Below are 16,632 nucleotides of genomic sequence, written 5' to 3' on the forward strand. Positions count from 1 at the left end.
TATCTTAATAATTTCATAGTTTGTTGTTTTTAGCCTAAAAATACATAAACAGAACCTCTGAAAAAACAAACAAAGCCTATACAGATAGGGTTTGTAAAAAACAATGGCTCCAATTTAGACACCTCTTTTTTATCAATTTGTTAAATTAATGCTGTTTTTAGGCTAAAAACACACAAATAGAACCTCTAGAAAATGTTATAATATACCCATACAATGGGGCTTTGTAGAAAACAATAGCTCCAATTTAGACACCTCAAAGTGTCCATAGGTGCTGTTAAGCTCCTCAACAAACATCGATGAAATCGAACACCACGGCTCCGCCAGACACCCCCATCGGGGGTGCTTATCCTGCCTTAAAATATTATCCCTAATTAGACCAAACACATTTCTCTGTATAATTTAATATTAAAAATGAAGATGAAGTGCATTTGTGAAATTAAGCTACTCGCAAAAGCGAATAGCTACGAAATGTAAAAGAATTTGAATAAGTTTTATATTTCTATCTCTTCTATGTTTTTAGTATTAGCAATTTTATTACATACAAAATTTTTATTATTTAATTGTTCTATATCAGCTTTTAATTTTTCAATTTCTTTCAATTTTTTTGAGATTTGAATTACTCTTATTTGTTCAGATTTGATTTTATCTTTTTCTTTATTTTTATATTCAAAGCCATATTCCTTAGTTAAGATTCCATTATTTTTTACATCTCCAAAACATGAAATTATTGTAGTATTGATTATATAATTGTTCTTAATTTTTTTAATTATATCTTGCCCTGATAATTCAGTAAATGCAGCTGATACTGTTGATAAATCTATATTCAAAATTTTAGCAACTTCTCTTTGTGTAATTTCTACTTTATTTGCTCCATTCATTTTTTGTATTAAAAGATTTAATACTTGTATCTTTCTATTTCCTACAAGTGCTAAGATTTCCATTAACTCTTTTATATTTGTTCTCCTCCAACCTCTTTTGTTTAGTGTATCACTTTGTTTTTGAAGTACAATATCCATTTCTACTACTTCCCCAGTATCAACTCTTATTAAACTTTCTTTACCTATTATTTTATTTATAGACATTTTTCACTCTCCTATGTTTAAGTTATTTTTAAGTTTAGCATGTATTTTTGAATTAATCTAAAATGTTTGGAAAAATACAAACAAAAAAAACTTATAAAATAAAACAAATATATCTATAAAAGCCGATATAATAAGGGGAGTTGATAATAATAAAGATAAAAATGTATGGAAGAATACAAACAAATCAAAAAATAGTAGTAAAATGTTTGGAAAAATACAAACAAGATGTATGGAAAAATCCAAACATTGAAAACTATCACTAAGCCCGATATACTAAGGCATTAGTATCATTTTTCAAAACGAACACTCTTTTCTTATATTTTTTTTATTTCTTTTGCTTCTTTTCTTTCTTTTTTTTATTACCCTATTTTTTCCCTACTTTAAAATCATAAAAAAAATAGTAAAAAATCAATACATATAAAAAACAAACAGAAACAGCTCTAAAACTTAAAGTTAGCTTAATCCATACAAATATACGAAAAAGAGATAATAATGCCTAATAAGTGCCTTAAAATGATTTTAAACAGTATTTAAACCTTAAGCTAATATTAATATTTCTTTACATATAATTTCACTCTACAAAATATAAACGGTTGAACCAAATGTTGAACTAACGGTTGCACCAATTTTGTGATGTCCCATTTTATGGAGCTTTGTAGATTTTGCATATTGAGAAATTATTTTTCTTCTCATCCGCACCATTTACTTTTATTGCGGGAGTAGCTCAGTTGGCTAGAGCTTCTGCCTTCCAAGCAGACTGTCGCGAGTTCGAGTCTCGTCTCCCGCTCCATTATAAATCATTAAAATTCTACTGAAACATAAAAATTAAATTCTAAACTATTATTCATAAAATCAAGATTTTCATATATAGCATAAGAAGGTTTAGTTGTAGTCTCATATTCACTCTTTGGAAGCCATTCGTGATAAACCCATTGTATAAAAGGAAGTAAATCTTCATTCTTGCACTTTAAATGAAATTTTGCATAAACACCTTCAGCAATATTAAATTTAGGTAATCTATCGCTCTTTATTATTTCATCATCTTCTACAATAATACAAGCAATATATTGACACTCTTCAAGAGGAGTGATAGTTGGATTATCATGAAATAAAGATGCTTTTTTATATTTCTTGATATCATTTGTCAAAAGCCAAGTTTCTAATTTCTGCCAAGTTATTTCAATATTTTTATCATAACCTCTATTTCTTATGTAATAACTTTCAATAGATGGTTTTTTGACAATAGTAGGAACTATTGAGTTAAAATCTTTATAGGATTGTAAAGATAACTTTGATTGACTAATAATATTATTTGAATACTCTTTATATCCACCATTTTTCCACTCTTTAGGAGTCATACCAAATCTTTCTTTAAATATCTTAATAAAAGATGATTGAGATGAATAACCACAAGAGTTTACTATATTTGAAATAGTTGAATATTTATTTGTAAGAAGTAAATTTGAAGCTTTTTGGAGTCTAATTAATTTAATACTTTCATATATATTTCTTCCAAAAATCTCTTTAAAAACTCTATGCATATGAAATTTACTTATCTTTAAATCAATACTAAGTTCTTCAATATCAATGTTTGTATCAATATGTGTGTAAATATAGTACATAATATCATTTGCAATTTTAGTTCGTTTTTCTAAAGTCTCTTTTTTCATAAGTAATGATATCTAAAAATATTTAAAATAGCACTAAACAACAATTTATAAAGCACTTAAAAAGAAGAAGTAAAAATATTATTTTCATAGAATGTCAATCTATAAAATAAAAAGGAAGAGTATTGCTAACATTATTAGAGAACTTTTTTATAGTTATGGGAATTGTTTCAACAGCAATATTTGTTGTTGGATTTATATTTAAAGCAAAAGGAGTAACTTTTGTAGAGTTTTTTCCAAAAAAAGATAATGCACCTGTACAAAATATTGTTTATAACAATATGATATCGCAGAGTCCCCAAAGTTCTTATGGAATAGATTCAAGAAAAGTTGCTGCTATTATGGCTGCTATAAAATATCATAACGAAAAATAAATAGAATAGGAGAGAAAAGATGGCAAATGGGAATTATACAGTAGTTGTAGATGGACAAAGATTTAATGTTTCTGTTTTTGAAGGAGATGTTCAAAATATTCAAGTAGCAGCACCTGTGCAAAATATTGCACCAGTTCAACAAGTTACACAACAAACACAAGCACAAGCAACATATTCAGGAAATGAAGTAAAAGCACCTGTAAATGGTAATGTTTGGAAACTTCTTGTAAAAGAGGGAGATAAGGTTGAAAAAGATCAGCAAATTATGATTTTAGAAGCTATGAAAATGGAAATTGATGTAGTTGCAACAGTTTCAGGAACTGTAACAAAAGTTTTAACAGAGGTTAATAAATCTGTTGAAGAAGGACAAACTTTAATTTTAATTTCTTAAAATACTAAGAATTTATACAATCAAGCCACCTTTTTAAGAACTCTTTTCTTGAATATAAGGTGGCACCTAAATCAAATTTATACTGCATATATGGATGACCTAAATTCCAAAAAGAGAAATTGTTATTTTCTAAATATTGTGCTGTAAGAGTCATTTGAAGTTTCCCAAAATTATTGTACTTTTTATCTTTGTTACAAAATCCAGTTAAAGAGGTATAAGTAGAAGCTATTTTATATCCAATCTCACTAGCTATTAATTCATCATCTTTATTATAAATAGAAAACTGTATTATTTCAAAATTATTAAGATTTACTTGTTTTTTTAATTCATAAATAAGCTCTTCATACTGATTAATTAACCAATTGTCTTTATGATATAGATTCAAATTAAGAAAGAAATCTTTTAAGTTGTTATCTTTTTTAAATATATAATTATCTTTTTTTAAAAGATTATTTACCTTTTTACTTATATGAAGATTTTTGAAATCTAAAATAGCATATTCAAATTGTATTTCTGGTAGTAAATAGAATTTGTTTTCAATAAATATAGAAGTTGATATAAAACCAGTTTTTGCAAGAAGTATATAAAACTCTAAAGAGAAATCATCACTTAAATAGTAGTTCTCTTCTAAGTTTTCATAAAGATAGAGAAGAGTTTCTCTATCTTTTATGTTTTCTTTTGAGATTTCATAAAGAAACTTTTTTATTAGAAGCTTTCCCATTCATCATCATTATTTGCTTTTGATGATTTAAACTCTTTTTTTATCTCTTTTTTAGATTCAATTTTTATCTCTTTTTTAGGAAGTTCCTTTTTATTATTTGAACTCTCTTTTTTAGCTTTATTAGAATTTAATTCATCTTTTCCAATAAACTCTTTGCTGTTAGCATCTTTTACTATTTGTTTTGCAATATTATCTGTATTTACTGCAATATCTTTTGTATCAGCAGCTATACTTGCATTCTTTTGTGTTTGTTGGTCAAGACCAGTTATTGCATCATTAATCTGTTTTATTCCAGCTTCTTGCTCTTTTGAAGCACTTGCAATTTCTTTTATAGTTTCTGATTGTTTTTCAATATTAACTAGTAATTCTTTGTAGCCATTAATCATCTCAAAACTAATATCTTTACCTTCATCAGCACTTTTTGTAGCTTCTAAAACTATATTTTTAATTTCATGAGCAGCTTCAGCACTTCTACTTGCAAGATTTCTTACTTCTTGAGCAACAACTGCAAATCCTTTTCCAGCTTCTCCAGCAGTTGCAGCTTCTACTGCTGCATTTAAACTTAGGATATTTGTTTGAAATGCTATATTATCTATTACGCTTATTGCTTCATTAATTTTATTTACTTGATTATTTATTTCATCCATAGCATTTGTAGTTTTATTTGCTAATTCTTGACCTTTTTTAGCTGAAGAACTAACTTCGCTTGAATATCTTGACATTTGATTAACATTATTAGAATTACTAATAACTGTACTTGTAATCTCTTCAAGAGCTGCTGCTGTTTCTTCTAAAGATGCTGCTGCACTATTTGAGTTTTGATTTAAAGTATCAACATTTAAAAGAAGATTATTTGAACTGTTCTCAAGTGTAAGTCCTGTTTGAAGAGATTGTTTAAGAAGATTAGAAATTTCATCTCCTAATTCATTCATTGCAACTGCAACTTGTGCATAAGGATTTGGAAATCTATCTGTAAAATCATATTTCTTATAACTATTTATAACTCTTAGAAGAACATTTATATCTCTAGCTATGGTATGTTCTAAATAATCTTGAAGAGTAATTAAAAGTTCTTTTAAATCTTTTAAATTTTTAGTTTCAGGTTCTTTTTCTATTCTTGCTAGCATATTACCATTTGAAAGCTCTTTTATGAACTCTTCAACACAGATAATAAAATCATCATCTTTTATAATAATATTTTCTGTTTTAATGATATTATCGTTTATAGCTCTTGCTATTTCTCCAAATTCATCATTACTATTTAAGTTTATTAACTCTGCTTTTTTATCTTCCTCATTTAAAAAGTCAAAGAAGCTTAAAACACCAACTTTTACTTTATTTAAAGAACTAACTATTATATTTGTAGTAATCATAGTAAATCCAATAGTTATAATCAAAATAACAATAGATAAAATAATTATTAGATTAAGAGCAGTGTTTGAAGATGATACTGCTTCTGCAACCATTTGCTTAGCAAAATTTGTAGTTCGACCTCTTTGAGCATCTACTTCTTTACCAAAATTTCTAGATACAGATAACATAGAATCAACAACTTGTTCATACTCTTCAAACAGCGTTGGATATCTATTTTCATCAGAGTTTGCTATAAGTTCATCAAGCTTTTCATCTACAATAGAGTGAGCTTTTTTCCAATCTATAAATGATTGATTTAGTTGTTTAAAAGCATCTTGTCCTTTTTTTGTCATTCTTGGTGTACTTGCAAAGAAATCCCAATTTTCATCAATCTCTTTCCAAAGTTCACTTCTTTCAGTTTTGAGTGCTTGTAAATCATTTTTTAATTCTTCTTTAGAGTTTTGATTATGTTCAAGTGAAAAAACTTGATAAGTAACTGATCTTACATGATACCTAAGTGCATCGATGTTTTCAACAGCAAGTAAAATAGGAATTCTTTCATCTGATATATTTGTAAATTTATCAGAAGATTCCTTTGTATTAATATATGATACGAAACTAATAATTATTAAAGCTAGTGTAAAAATTAGTAATAAAATTCTTAGCCTATTTCTTATTGACATTTCTAAGCTCCTTGTTTTTTTTGTGATTATATCTTAGCTAAGTATCAAAATAACTTATACAATTGTTATAAATATTGCTTTATAATCAGTAAAATTATTTAAGAAGATTAAACATCATTTAGATATAATCACAAATTCAAAAAATCATCAATAATTAGGATAATTATGTCAAAAGAACTTTTACAAAAACAAGCAAATACAATTAGATTTTTAGCTGCTGATATGGTACAAAGAGCTAATTCAGGGCATCCAGGTGCTCCAATGGGAATGGCAGATATAGCAACAGTTTTAAGCAATCATTTAAATCTTAACCCAGCTGATGAAAAATGGTTAAATAGAGATAGATTAGTTTTTAGTGGTGGACATGCAACAGGACTTGTTTACTCACTTCTTCATTTGTGGGGATTTGATGTATCTTTAAATGATATAAAAAACTTTAGACAAGCAAATTCAAAAACACCAGGTCATCCAGAATATGGACATACTCATGGAATAGAAATTACAACAGGACCACTTGGTCAAGGTATTGCAAATGCAGTTGGTTTTTCAGCAGCTAGTAAATATGCAAAAAATATTCTTGGAGAAGATGTAATAAATCATAAAGTATATTGTCTTTGTGGAGATGGAGATTTACAAGAAGGAATCTCTTATGAAGCATGTTCAAGTGCTGGGCATTTAAAGCTTGATAATCTTGTAATTATTTATGATTCAAATGCTATTACAATTGAAGGAGATACAAATATTGCTTGGAGTGAAAATGTTAAAAAAAGATTTCAAGCTATTGATTTTGAAGTAATAGAGATTGATGGACATAATTTTGAGCAAATTGATAAAGCTTTAATTCAAGCAAAAAGTGCAACACAGCCTGTTTTAATAATAGCTAAAACAACAATTGCAAAAGGTGCAATAACTCTTGAAGGAACAGCTGCTTCTCATGGAGCACCACTTGGAGTTGAAGAGATTAGACAAGCAAAAATAAAAGCAGGATTTGATCCAGAATTAGATTTTTATGTAAGTGCAGAAGTAAAAGGTGCTTTTGATAAATTAATTATTGGTTCAACTTTACAAAATGCTTGGAATGATAGTTTAAATGAAGAGACAAAGAAAAAGATAAATGAATTACAAAATCCAGATTTTGATTCAATCAATTATCCAAAATTTGAAGAGGGTTCAAGTGTTGCAACAAGAGATTCAAATCATAAGATATTAAATTCAATTGCTGAAGCAATTCCAGGATTTTTGGGTGGAAGTGCAGATTTAGCTCCATCAAATAAAACTGAATTAAAAAATATGGGTGATTTCCCAAATGGAAGAAATATACATTTTGGAATAAAAGAACACGCAATGGCAGCTATTGCAAATGCTATGAATTTATATGGATTATTTAGAGTTTATAGTGCAACATTCTTTGTATTTAGTGACTATTTAAAACCAAGTGCAAGAATAGCAGCTTTAGCAAATATTCCACAACATTTTATTTGGACACATGATAGTATTGGAGTTGGAGAAGATGGACCAACTCATCAACCAATTGAGCATTTAAGTCAATTTAGAGCATTACCAAATTTTTATACATTTAGACCAGCTGATGCAAATGAAAATATTGAATCTTGGAAAATTGCTTTAAAAATGAAAGCACCAACAGCTTTTGTTTGTTCAAGACAAGGTTTAAAAGTATTAAAAAATGAGAAAGCTTATGGAGAAGTTTGTAATGGAGCATATTTACTAACAAAAAGAGAGAATGCAAATATTACAATTATGGCAAGTGGAAGTGAAGTAATGCTTGCTCTTCAAACTGCTTGTAAACTTGAAGAAGAAGGAATTATTGCAAATATTGTTTCAGTTCCTTGTTTTGATCTTCTAATGGAACAAGATAAATCTTATGTAGAAAAAATAATTGATCCTAAAACAAAAGTTTATGCTGTTGAAGCAGCAAGAGCTTTAGAATATTATAAATACGCCGATGTTGTTTTTGGTATGGAAACATTTGGAGCTAGTGGACCAGCTGATACACTTTTTGATGAATTTGGATTTACTGTTGATAAACTAAAATCAAAAATAGTAGCAGATTTCAAAAATATATAAATTTAAAGAGGAATTAGTTTGTTAAAAGGTTTTATAACTCTTCTAGTATTTCAATTTTTAGGAGAGAGTATATCAAAATTTTTTGACTTACTTGTTCCTGGATCTGTTATTGGAATGCTATTACTTTTAGGATTTTTATTTATTAGAAAAAGTAGTTTTAAAAGTCTTGATAGTGCAGTTTCTATTCATTTAAAATATCTCCCACTTCTTTTTATACCTGCTGCTATGGGAATTATCACTCAAATTGATATAATAAAAAAAGAGTTCTGGGCTATTTTTATATCACTATTTTTTGGAACTTTGATAGCTTTAGCATTTAGTTCAAAACTTATGGATTATTTAACTAAAAAGGCAAAAAAAGATGAATTTTGATGCTTTAGTTGAATATATTCACTCAACACCACTTACTTGGTTAATCATAACTTTAGCTGCATATAATTTTGGAATATTTGTATATGAAAAATTTAATAAACAGACACTTCTTCAGCCAATAATTGTATCTTATGTAATTATATTAACTATAATTTTACTTACAAATACAAGTTTTGAAGAGTATTTTAAAGGTGTAAAGATAATTGATTTTTTCTTGGGACCAGCAACTGTTGCTTTAGCACTTCCTTTATATAATAACTTACAACATATAAAAAGTTTATTCATTCCTATTGTTATAACACTAATTGTTGCAGGGATATTTACAGTTCTTATAGCAGTTTTCTTTTTATATATTTTTGGAGCAAAATTAACAACAATTCTATCTATGACAACAAAATCAATCACAGCTCCAATTGCAATTATAACTTCTGAACAAATAGGAGCTATTCCGTCTTTAGCTATTGGATTTGTACTTGTAACAGGAATTTTAGGTGCACTTTTTGGAACTTTGATTTTTAAGCTTTGTAGAATTAAATATGAGACTTCAAAAGGTTTTGCACTTGGTTTAGTTTCTCATGGAGTTGGAACAGCAAGAGCTATTGAGATTGGAGAAAAAGCTGCTGCTTTTGGAGCACTTGCAATGGGGCTTTGTGGAGTTCTTACAGCAATATTCTTACCTCTTATAATTACAATAATAAGTTAGTAAAATGAAAGAGACACTTTTTGTTTATGGAACACTTATGCCAAATTGTCCAAATGCTTATGTATTAGAAAATATTGTAGGAAAATTTGTACCTGCAATTGTAAAAGGAAAATTAATTGATGCTGGTTGGAGTGCTGGTATGGGATATCCTGGAATTAGGCTTGAAATGGGAGAGGATATTATTCATGGATTTTTGTTTTATTCTGATAATTTAATAAATCATTGGGAAAATCTTGATATCTTTGAAGGAGAAGAATTTGTAAGAACTCCTGTAACAGTTGAAAGATATGATGAGGTTTTGGTAGAAACATTTATTTATACATTAAAAGATGAGATTATAGAAGAAGAGAGTTACTAAAATATTTTAAAAAAGGAAAAATATGAAAAGAATTGAGAGTTTAATACTTATAAAAATTGCATTTTTATTTGTTGTTTTTTGTAATGCTGTTGTTGATGTATCTCATAAAATTCTTCTTCAAAATATAGCTTTTAAGATTTTTGATGGTTCAACTCAAGTTATATGGGTATCTATTGTAAATGCTTTAATTATTCTTCCTTTTTTACTTTTATTTACCATAAGTGGATATTTATCAGATAAATACAATAAAAAAGATATTTTGGTATATGGTGCTTTATCATCTTTTTTATTGGCAAGTTTTATGATATTTACATATATTATTGGAAACTTTTATTTTGCTATGTTTGGTTTATTTTTATTGGCTGTTCAAAGTGCAATTTATGGTCCAGCAAAACTAGGAATAATATTAGATATTTATGGAAAAAAGAATTTATCAAAAGGTAATTCAGCAGTTCAAGCAATATCTATTGTGGCTATTTTATTTGCTATTGGAGTTACTTCTTTTATATTTGAAAGCTTTTATGATACAAATAATCTTAGTAATTTAAGCTCAAAAGATGAATTACTTGTAGCTATTTTGCCATTGGCTTATTATATTTTACCTATTGCATTTTTAGAGATGATAGTTTCATTTTTATTTTTAAAGAAAGTAAGTACAAATTATACAAAATCAGAAATACTATTTTTTGATAAAAAAGAGTTTTTTAAAGGTAGATTGTTAAAACAAAATATAAAACATATCTATTCTCAAAATGTAATATTCTTATCTGTAATTGGATTATCATTGTTTTTTGGAGTTTCACAAGCTATGCTTGCAGTTTTCCCATCTTTTGCAAAAATGTATTTAGGAATTGAAGATGTTTTTGTAATAAATGGAATAATAGCTTCTTCAGGAATTGGTATCGCACTTGGTGCAATAGTTTATTCAAGAATTTCAAAATTTTATATAGAAATAGGGACTATTCCTTTATCATTTATTGGAATGGCATCTATGATATTTTTATCAACAATATTTCAAACACCATTTTTATTGGCAATAATATTTTTGATGTTTGGTTTTTTTGGTGGAATGTTAGTAGTTCCTTTAAACTCTTTAATACAATTTAATGCAAAGAAAAAACTTCTAGGAACAATTTTAGCAGGGAATAATTGGTTTCAATCTTTATTTATGTTTTTGATGCTTTGTATTACTACAATTGTATCTTTTTATGAGCTAAATCCACTTCATACAATATATTTAATTCTTCTTGTTATTGCTTTTGGTTCTGTTTATACAATCTATAAATTACCACAATCTTTGTTGCTTTTGTTTTTGAAATTTATTGTTGGCTTGAAATATAAACTTGAAGTTAATGGAATAAAAAATATTCCATCTCAAGGTGGAGTTTTACTTTTAGGAAATCATATCTCTTGGATTGATTGGGCAATTATTTTAATGGCAGTTCCAAGAGAAGTAAAATTTGTGATGGATAAAACTATATATGAGAAATGGTATTTAACTTGGCTTTTAAAGATATTTAGAACAATACCAATTTCAAGTTCTTCTAGTAAAAGTACAATAAAAACTATTGCAAAAGAGCTTGATGAAGGAAATGTTGTTGTTTTATTTCCTGAAGGTGCAATTACTAGAAATGGGCATTTAGGAGAATTTAAAAGAGGATTTGAGAAGATTTTAGAATTTACTACAAATGAAGATATAAAAGTTGTACCTTTTTATATAAGAGGACTTTGGGAATCAATGTTTAGTAGAGCAAATAAAAGATTTAAGAATTCTAAAAAAACAAATAGAGTAACAGTATCTTTTGCAAGAATGATGAATAAAAATAGTGCAGATATAGTAAGTATAAAAAATGAAGTTTTTTCTTTATCAAACCAAGCTTGGCTTGAACATATCCAAGTGATGAAACCATTAAATGAAGTCATTTTTGAAAGATTGATTGAAGTATCAAATGAGACAATATTTGTTGATAATACAGGTGCAAGTTTGAGTGGAAATAGATTTTTGACAGTAGCAATTTTATTTAAAAATCTATTTAGAAAAAGGTTAAAAGAGAAAAACATAGGAATACTTCTACCTACAAGTTGTGCAGGAGCTTTTATAAATTATACAGTTTTATTAATGGGAAAAACAGCAGTTAATCTTAATTTTACAGCTTCAATAGAAAGTTTAAAACTATCAATAAAAGAGGCAAATATTAAAAATATCATAAGTTCTAAAAGGTTTATTGATAGATTAGAAGCAAGAGAAATAAAAATAAAAGAAGTTTTTGAAGATATAGATTTAATATTACTTGAAGATGAAAGAGCAAATATTAGTAAATTAAAATCACTATTTATCTTTTTTTCTATTAGTTTTTTACCAACTTTTATCTCAAAGATTTTTTATCTAAGAAAAACAAAGAAAGATGATACTTCAATTATATTATTTTCATCTGGAAGCGAAGGAATACCAAAAGGAATAGAGCTAAGTGGAGAAAATATTTTAGGAAATGCAGAACAAATTGCAAATATATTAAATGTAAATGAAGATGATGTTATTTTGGCTTCTCTTCCACTTTTTCATGCTTTTGGAATAGTTGTAACTACATATTTACCACTAATTGAAGGAATAAAATGTGTTGCAGTTGCTGATCCAACTGATGGTTTAAGTGTAGCAAAAATGACAAGTAAACATAAAGCTACATTTATTTGTGGAACATCGACTTTTTTTAGACTTTATACAAGAAATAAGAAGATTCATCCACTTATGTTTGATAGTTTAAGAATAGTTATTGCTGGAGCTGAAAAATTAAGAGATGATGTAAGATTTGAGTTTAAAAAGAGATTTGGAAAAGATATATTAGAAGGATATGGAACAACGGAGACTTCACCCGTTGCTTGTTGTAATCTTCCAGATAAAATATCAGAAACATTTGATGTGCAAATAGGTCAAAAAATTGGAACAGTTGGAATGGCAATTCCAGGAACAGATATAAAAATTGTTGATCCAGATAATTTTAAAGAGTTAAATGTAGATGAAGAAGGGATTATTTTAATATCTGGTATTCAGGTTATGAAAGGATATTTAAATGATGAAGAGAAAACAAAAAGTGTTTTAAAAACTATAAAAGGAAGAACTTATTATATAACAGGAGACAAAGGAAAACTCGATAGTGATGGTTTTTTAACTATTGTTGATAGATATTCGAGATTTGCAAAGATTGCTGGTGAGATGATAAGTTTGGGATTAGTTGAAGAAAAGATATCAACTATTATTGATGATAGTAATATTGATATTATGGCTTTGAGTACTGAAGATGAGAAAAAAGGTGAAAAGATAATTTTACTTATTACGAATGTAAATGAAGAGTTTATAAAAGAGCTAAAAGAGAAAATAATAAGAGATTTTGACAATAAATTAGCTATTCCTGAAACTATAAAAATCATAGAAGATATCCCAAAGCTAGGAAGTGGAAAAAGAGATTATGAAAGTGCAAAAAGTTTAATATAAGAACATATCAAGATATGTTGATATATTTAAGATAAAATTAGATAATATTCAAAACTTAAAAATAAAAAGGTTTTATATGAAAAAAGTTTTGATTTTATGTACAGGAAATTCTTGCAGAAGTATCATGGCTGAAGCATTAATAAATGCAAATTTAGATGGAATTAGTGCAGATAGTTCAGGTGTAAAAGCAAGTGGAAAAATAAATCCAAATGCAAAAAAACTATTAGAAAACAAGGGGATTTGGAAAGAAGAGTATCATAGTAAAACTATTGATAAAGTAATAAATAATGATTATGATTTAGTTGTAACTGTTTGTGACCATGCAATACAAAATTGTCCTGTATTTCCAAAAAAAATAAAGACTCTTCATATCTCTTTCGAAGATCCAAGTGGAAAAGATTTTGAAGCATTTGAAGAAACATATAAAAAAATAAAAGATATATTGCTTCCTAAAATTAATGATTTTTTTAAATAAAGGAATAAAATGGAAATATTTTTACAAACGGTATCTTCTGTGAATGATGAAACAAGAGTTAAAATTCTACACTTTATAAATATTCATAAAGAGCTTTGTGTATGTGATATAGAAAGTTCATTTGAAATGATACAATCAAGGATTTCAAGGCATTTAAAAATATTAAAAGATGCTGGATTTTTAAAAGTTAATAGAAGAGGAAAGTGGGCTTATTATAGTATTAGAACACCACTTGATATTTTTAGACAAAATATTTTAAAAGAGATTGAGTATTTAAATCTTGAACTTCCAAATTTAAAAAAAGCTTGTGAAATATGATTTTACCAATATCTATATTTTTGATAACACTTTTGTTTATCATAATTCAACCAAAAAATATACAAATAGGAACAAGTGCAGTTATTGGAGCAATATTTGCACTTGTTTTTGGAGTTGTTAGTTTTAATGATGTTTTAGAAGTATCAAATATTGTTTGGGATGCAACTTTAGCTTTTATTGGAATTATTATTTTATCTATGGTTTTAGATAAAATTGGATTTTTTGAATGGGCTGCATTAACAATGGCACATTTTTCAAAAGGAAGTGGAGTAAAAATGTTTATTTACTCTATTTTACTTGGAAGTTTTGTATCAGCACTTTTTGCAAATGATGGAGCAGCTTTAATTCTAACACCAATATTATTAGCAAAAATGAGAGTATTAAATTTAAATATTAAAACAATTATTGCTTTTTTACTTGCAGGTGGATTTATAAGTGATAGTGCTTCTTTACCTTTTGTTTTCTCAAATCTTACAAATATTGTAACAGCAAACTATTTTAATATTGGATTCATAGAATATTTTTCAAATATGATTATTCCATTTATTGTAAGTGTGTCTGTTTCAATAATATTTTTATATTTAATTTTAAGAAAAGATATACCAAAAAGAGTTGATATAAGTTTATTAAAAGAGCCAAAAAGTGTTATTAAAAATATAAAATTATTTTATTTTTCATGGTTTTTCTTACTCTTACTTCTTTTGGCTTATTTTGTGTCGGACACTTACAGCTTACCTATTTCAATATTTGCTCTAGGAGGAGCAATTATATTTTTAATAATTGCAAGTTTATCAAAAAGTGTAGATGCAAAGAGCATAATAAAAGATGCTCCATGGCAAATTGTTTGGTTTAGTATAGGACTTTATATTGTTGTTTATGGATTAAAAAATGCTGGACTTACAGATGAACTTACAATTTTAATGCAATATTTATCAACAAAAAGTGATTATATAGCTGTTGTTTCAACTGGATTTATAAGTGCAATATTAAGTGCTTTTATGAATAATATGCCAACAATTATGATTATGGATATAGCTTTAAAAGATATAGGAAATGAAGCTATGATTTATGCAAATATTATAGGATGTAATCTAGGACCAAAAATGACACCTTTTGGAAGTTTAGCTACACTATTATGGCTTTATGTTCTTTCTCAAAAAGGAGTAAAAATAAGCTTCTTAGAGTATAGTAAATTTGGTTTACTAATTACTCCACCTGTACTTTTAATTGTACTTTTAAGCTTAATATGAAACCAATTAGTATCCTAAAATAGTTAAAATATTAAAAAATATATTATAAAAGGCAAAATGTGATAAAAATAGCTATTTTTTACCATTTTTTCATCTTAGGATGTTTTAGTTTTGGTGGACCTATTGCTCATATTGGATATTTTAGAAAAAGATTTGTTGAAAAATTAAGATGGCTAAGTGATGAAGAGTTTTCAAAAATTGTAGCACTTAGCCATTTATTACCAGGACCTAGTTCTTCGCAAGTCGGATTTACAATTGGACTTAAAAAAGGTGGAATCTTTGGTGCTTTTTTAGCTTTTATTGCATTTACTTTACCATCATTTATATTTTTATATCTTATTTGGTATTTTGGAATTTTAGAAGGAGAAAATAACTATATAAAAAGTACTATTTATGCTTTAAAACTTTTTGCTGTACTTATTGTAATTGATGCTGTTTTAGCTATGTTTAATAGCTTTTGTAAAGATTATAATACAAAAGCAATTTTTATCTTTGCATCTATTTCTTTTATATTTTTCTCTTCAATCTTTAATCAATTTATCATTTTAATAATTTGTGGAGTTTTAGGTTTTTTATTTATTAAGAAAGATGAAGATAATAAAAACCAGAAACTATCTTTACCAAATATATACTTTTTATTTATATTCTTAATTTTACTTATATTAGCTTTTATTTTTGAATTTAGGAATGAATATTTAAAACTATTTCTTGATTTTTATAAAAGTGGTAGTTTGGTTTTTGGTGGTGGACATATTGTTTTGCCATTGTTACAGGATAATTTACAAAATCAAGTTTCAAATGAGACTTTTTTAATATCATATTCTTTAGCTCAAACAGTTCCAGGACCTATGTTTACAATAGCTACATATTTAGGAGCAGATATTTTAAAAGATAACTCTTTTTTAGGAGCTATTATTGCAACTTTTGGAATTTTTTTAGGAGGTTTTTTACTTATATTATCTTTTTATAAGAGTTATGAAAGTTTATCTCAAAACAAAATTCTAGCAAAAATTATTATGGCTATAAATGCTTGTGTTGTTGCTCTTTTATTTTCAACTCTTGTAAAAAATATTATCCCAAGTGCAATATTCTCTATTTACGATATTTTATTATTATTTATTGGATTTATTTTAATTAGATATATGAAAATAAATATATTTTATATTATATTTGGATATATTCTTTTTTTCTTAATTAAGAACTTTTTTGTATAGGAATATAATTTGGTAAAAGAGTTTAATAGATGGGATATTATAGGTACGATTACTATTTTTGTAGGAGTTCTTATAATACTTTTAGGAAATCAAAGA

15 protein-coding genes and 1 tRNA gene are annotated in these 16,632 nt (G+C 26.7%); 12 read left to right on the forward strand and 4 right to left on the reverse strand.

Annotation, left to right across the window (positions count from 1 at the left end; translation table 11 throughout):
- Positions 1-491: 491 nt before the first annotated feature.
- Positions 492-1,082 (reverse strand): replication/maintenance protein RepL, encoded by a 591-nt coding sequence (locus tag ATH_RS00945; protein ID WP_066185282.1) that lies wholly within the window; start codon positions 1,080-1,082, stop codon positions 492-494.
- Between the two features lie 713 nt (positions 1,083-1,795).
- On the opposite strand from ATH_RS00945, the gene ATH_RS00950 reads away from it, so the two are divergent.
- Positions 1,796-1,872 (forward strand) — tRNA-Gly (locus tag ATH_RS00950).
- Between the two features lie 10 nt (positions 1,873-1,882).
- Here ATH_RS00950 and ATH_RS00955 read toward each other — a convergent pair.
- Entirely contained in the window at positions 1,883-2,752 is an 870-nt protein-coding gene (locus tag ATH_RS00955) for an AraC family transcriptional regulator (protein WP_066182473.1), read from the reverse strand.
- 122 nt (positions 2,753-2,874) lie between these two features.
- On the opposite strand from ATH_RS00955, the gene ATH_RS00960 reads away from it, so the two are divergent.
- On the forward strand, positions 2,875-3,123 hold the full coding sequence (locus ATH_RS00960) for an OadG family protein (protein WP_167542991.1): 249 nt from the start codon (positions 2,875-2,877) through the stop codon (positions 3,121-3,123).
- A 19-nt stretch (positions 3,124-3,142) separates the two neighbouring features.
- A complete protein-coding gene (locus tag ATH_RS00965; RefSeq protein WP_066182476.1) occupies positions 3,143-3,514 on the forward strand; it encodes a biotin/lipoyl-containing protein in 372 nt (123 codons plus the stop codon).
- Between the two features lie 4 nt (positions 3,515-3,518).
- On the opposite strand, the gene ATH_RS00970 is transcribed toward ATH_RS00965, so the two are convergent.
- Both ATH_RS00970 and ATH_RS00975 read right to left on the reverse strand, forming a co-directional pair.
- Complete coding sequence (locus tag ATH_RS00970) at positions 3,519-4,235, reverse strand: hypothetical protein (RefSeq protein ID WP_066182479.1); 717 nt, start codon at positions 4,233-4,235, stop codon at positions 3,519-3,521.
- Positions 4,220-6,271 (reverse strand): HAMP domain-containing methyl-accepting chemotaxis protein, encoded by a 2,052-nt coding sequence (locus tag ATH_RS00975; RefSeq protein WP_066389999.1) that lies wholly within the window; start codon positions 6,269-6,271, stop codon positions 4,220-4,222. The genes ATH_RS00970 and ATH_RS00975 overlap by 16 nt, the downstream gene beginning before the upstream one ends.
- Before the next feature lie 165 nt (positions 6,272-6,436).
- Here ATH_RS00975 and tkt point away from each other — a divergent pair, with 165 nt between their 5' ends.
- The 9 genes from tkt (at position 6,437) to chrA (ending at position 16,536) form a co-directional block, all read left to right on the forward strand.
- Positions 6,437-8,356: a transketolase gene (gene tkt / locus ATH_RS00980; protein WP_066182484.1), complete on the forward strand. Its 1,920-nt coding sequence runs from the start codon at positions 6,437-6,439 to the stop codon at positions 8,354-8,356.
- Between the two features lie 18 nt (positions 8,357-8,374).
- Entirely contained in the window at positions 8,375-8,728 is a 354-nt protein-coding gene (locus ATH_RS00985) for a CidA/LrgA family protein (protein WP_066182487.1), read from the forward strand.
- Entirely contained in the window at positions 8,718-9,431 is a 714-nt protein-coding gene (locus tag ATH_RS00990; protein ID WP_066182490.1) for an LrgB family protein, read from the forward strand. The genes ATH_RS00985 and ATH_RS00990 overlap by 11 nt, the downstream gene beginning before the upstream one ends.
- A 4-nt stretch (positions 9,432-9,435) precedes the next feature.
- On the forward strand, positions 9,436-9,789 hold the full coding sequence (locus ATH_RS00995) for a gamma-glutamylcyclotransferase family protein (protein ID WP_066182493.1): 354 nt from the start codon (positions 9,436-9,438) through the stop codon (positions 9,787-9,789).
- 22 nt (positions 9,790-9,811) lie between these two features.
- On the forward strand, positions 9,812-13,279 hold the full coding sequence (locus tag ATH_RS01000; protein WP_066389998.1) for an acyl-[ACP]--phospholipid O-acyltransferase: 3,468 nt from the start codon (positions 9,812-9,814) through the stop codon (positions 13,277-13,279).
- A 76-nt stretch (positions 13,280-13,355) separates the two neighbouring features.
- Positions 13,356-13,754 (forward strand): arsenate reductase ArsC, encoded by a 399-nt coding sequence (locus ATH_RS01005; protein ID WP_066389997.1) that lies wholly within the window; start codon positions 13,356-13,358, stop codon positions 13,752-13,754.
- Between the two features lie 9 nt (positions 13,755-13,763).
- Positions 13,764-14,072 (forward strand): ArsR/SmtB family transcription factor, encoded by a 309-nt coding sequence (locus ATH_RS01010; RefSeq protein ID WP_066389996.1) that lies wholly within the window; start codon positions 13,764-13,766, stop codon positions 14,070-14,072.
- A complete protein-coding gene (locus tag ATH_RS01015; protein WP_066389995.1) occupies positions 14,069-15,322 on the forward strand; it encodes an arsenic transporter in 1,254 nt (417 codons plus the stop codon). The genes ATH_RS01010 and ATH_RS01015 overlap by 4 nt, the downstream gene beginning before the upstream one ends.
- Before the next feature lie 59 nt (positions 15,323-15,381).
- Complete coding sequence (gene chrA / locus ATH_RS01020) at positions 15,382-16,536, forward strand: chromate efflux transporter (RefSeq protein ID WP_165595943.1); 1,155 nt, start codon at positions 15,382-15,384, stop codon at positions 16,534-16,536.
- Positions 16,537-16,632: the final 96 nt, after the last annotated feature.

Origin of the sequence: Aliarcobacter thereius LMG 24486 (assembly GCF_004214815.1) — a bacterium.
Lineage (GTDB): Bacteria > Campylobacterota > Campylobacteria > Campylobacterales > Arcobacteraceae > Aliarcobacter > Aliarcobacter thereius.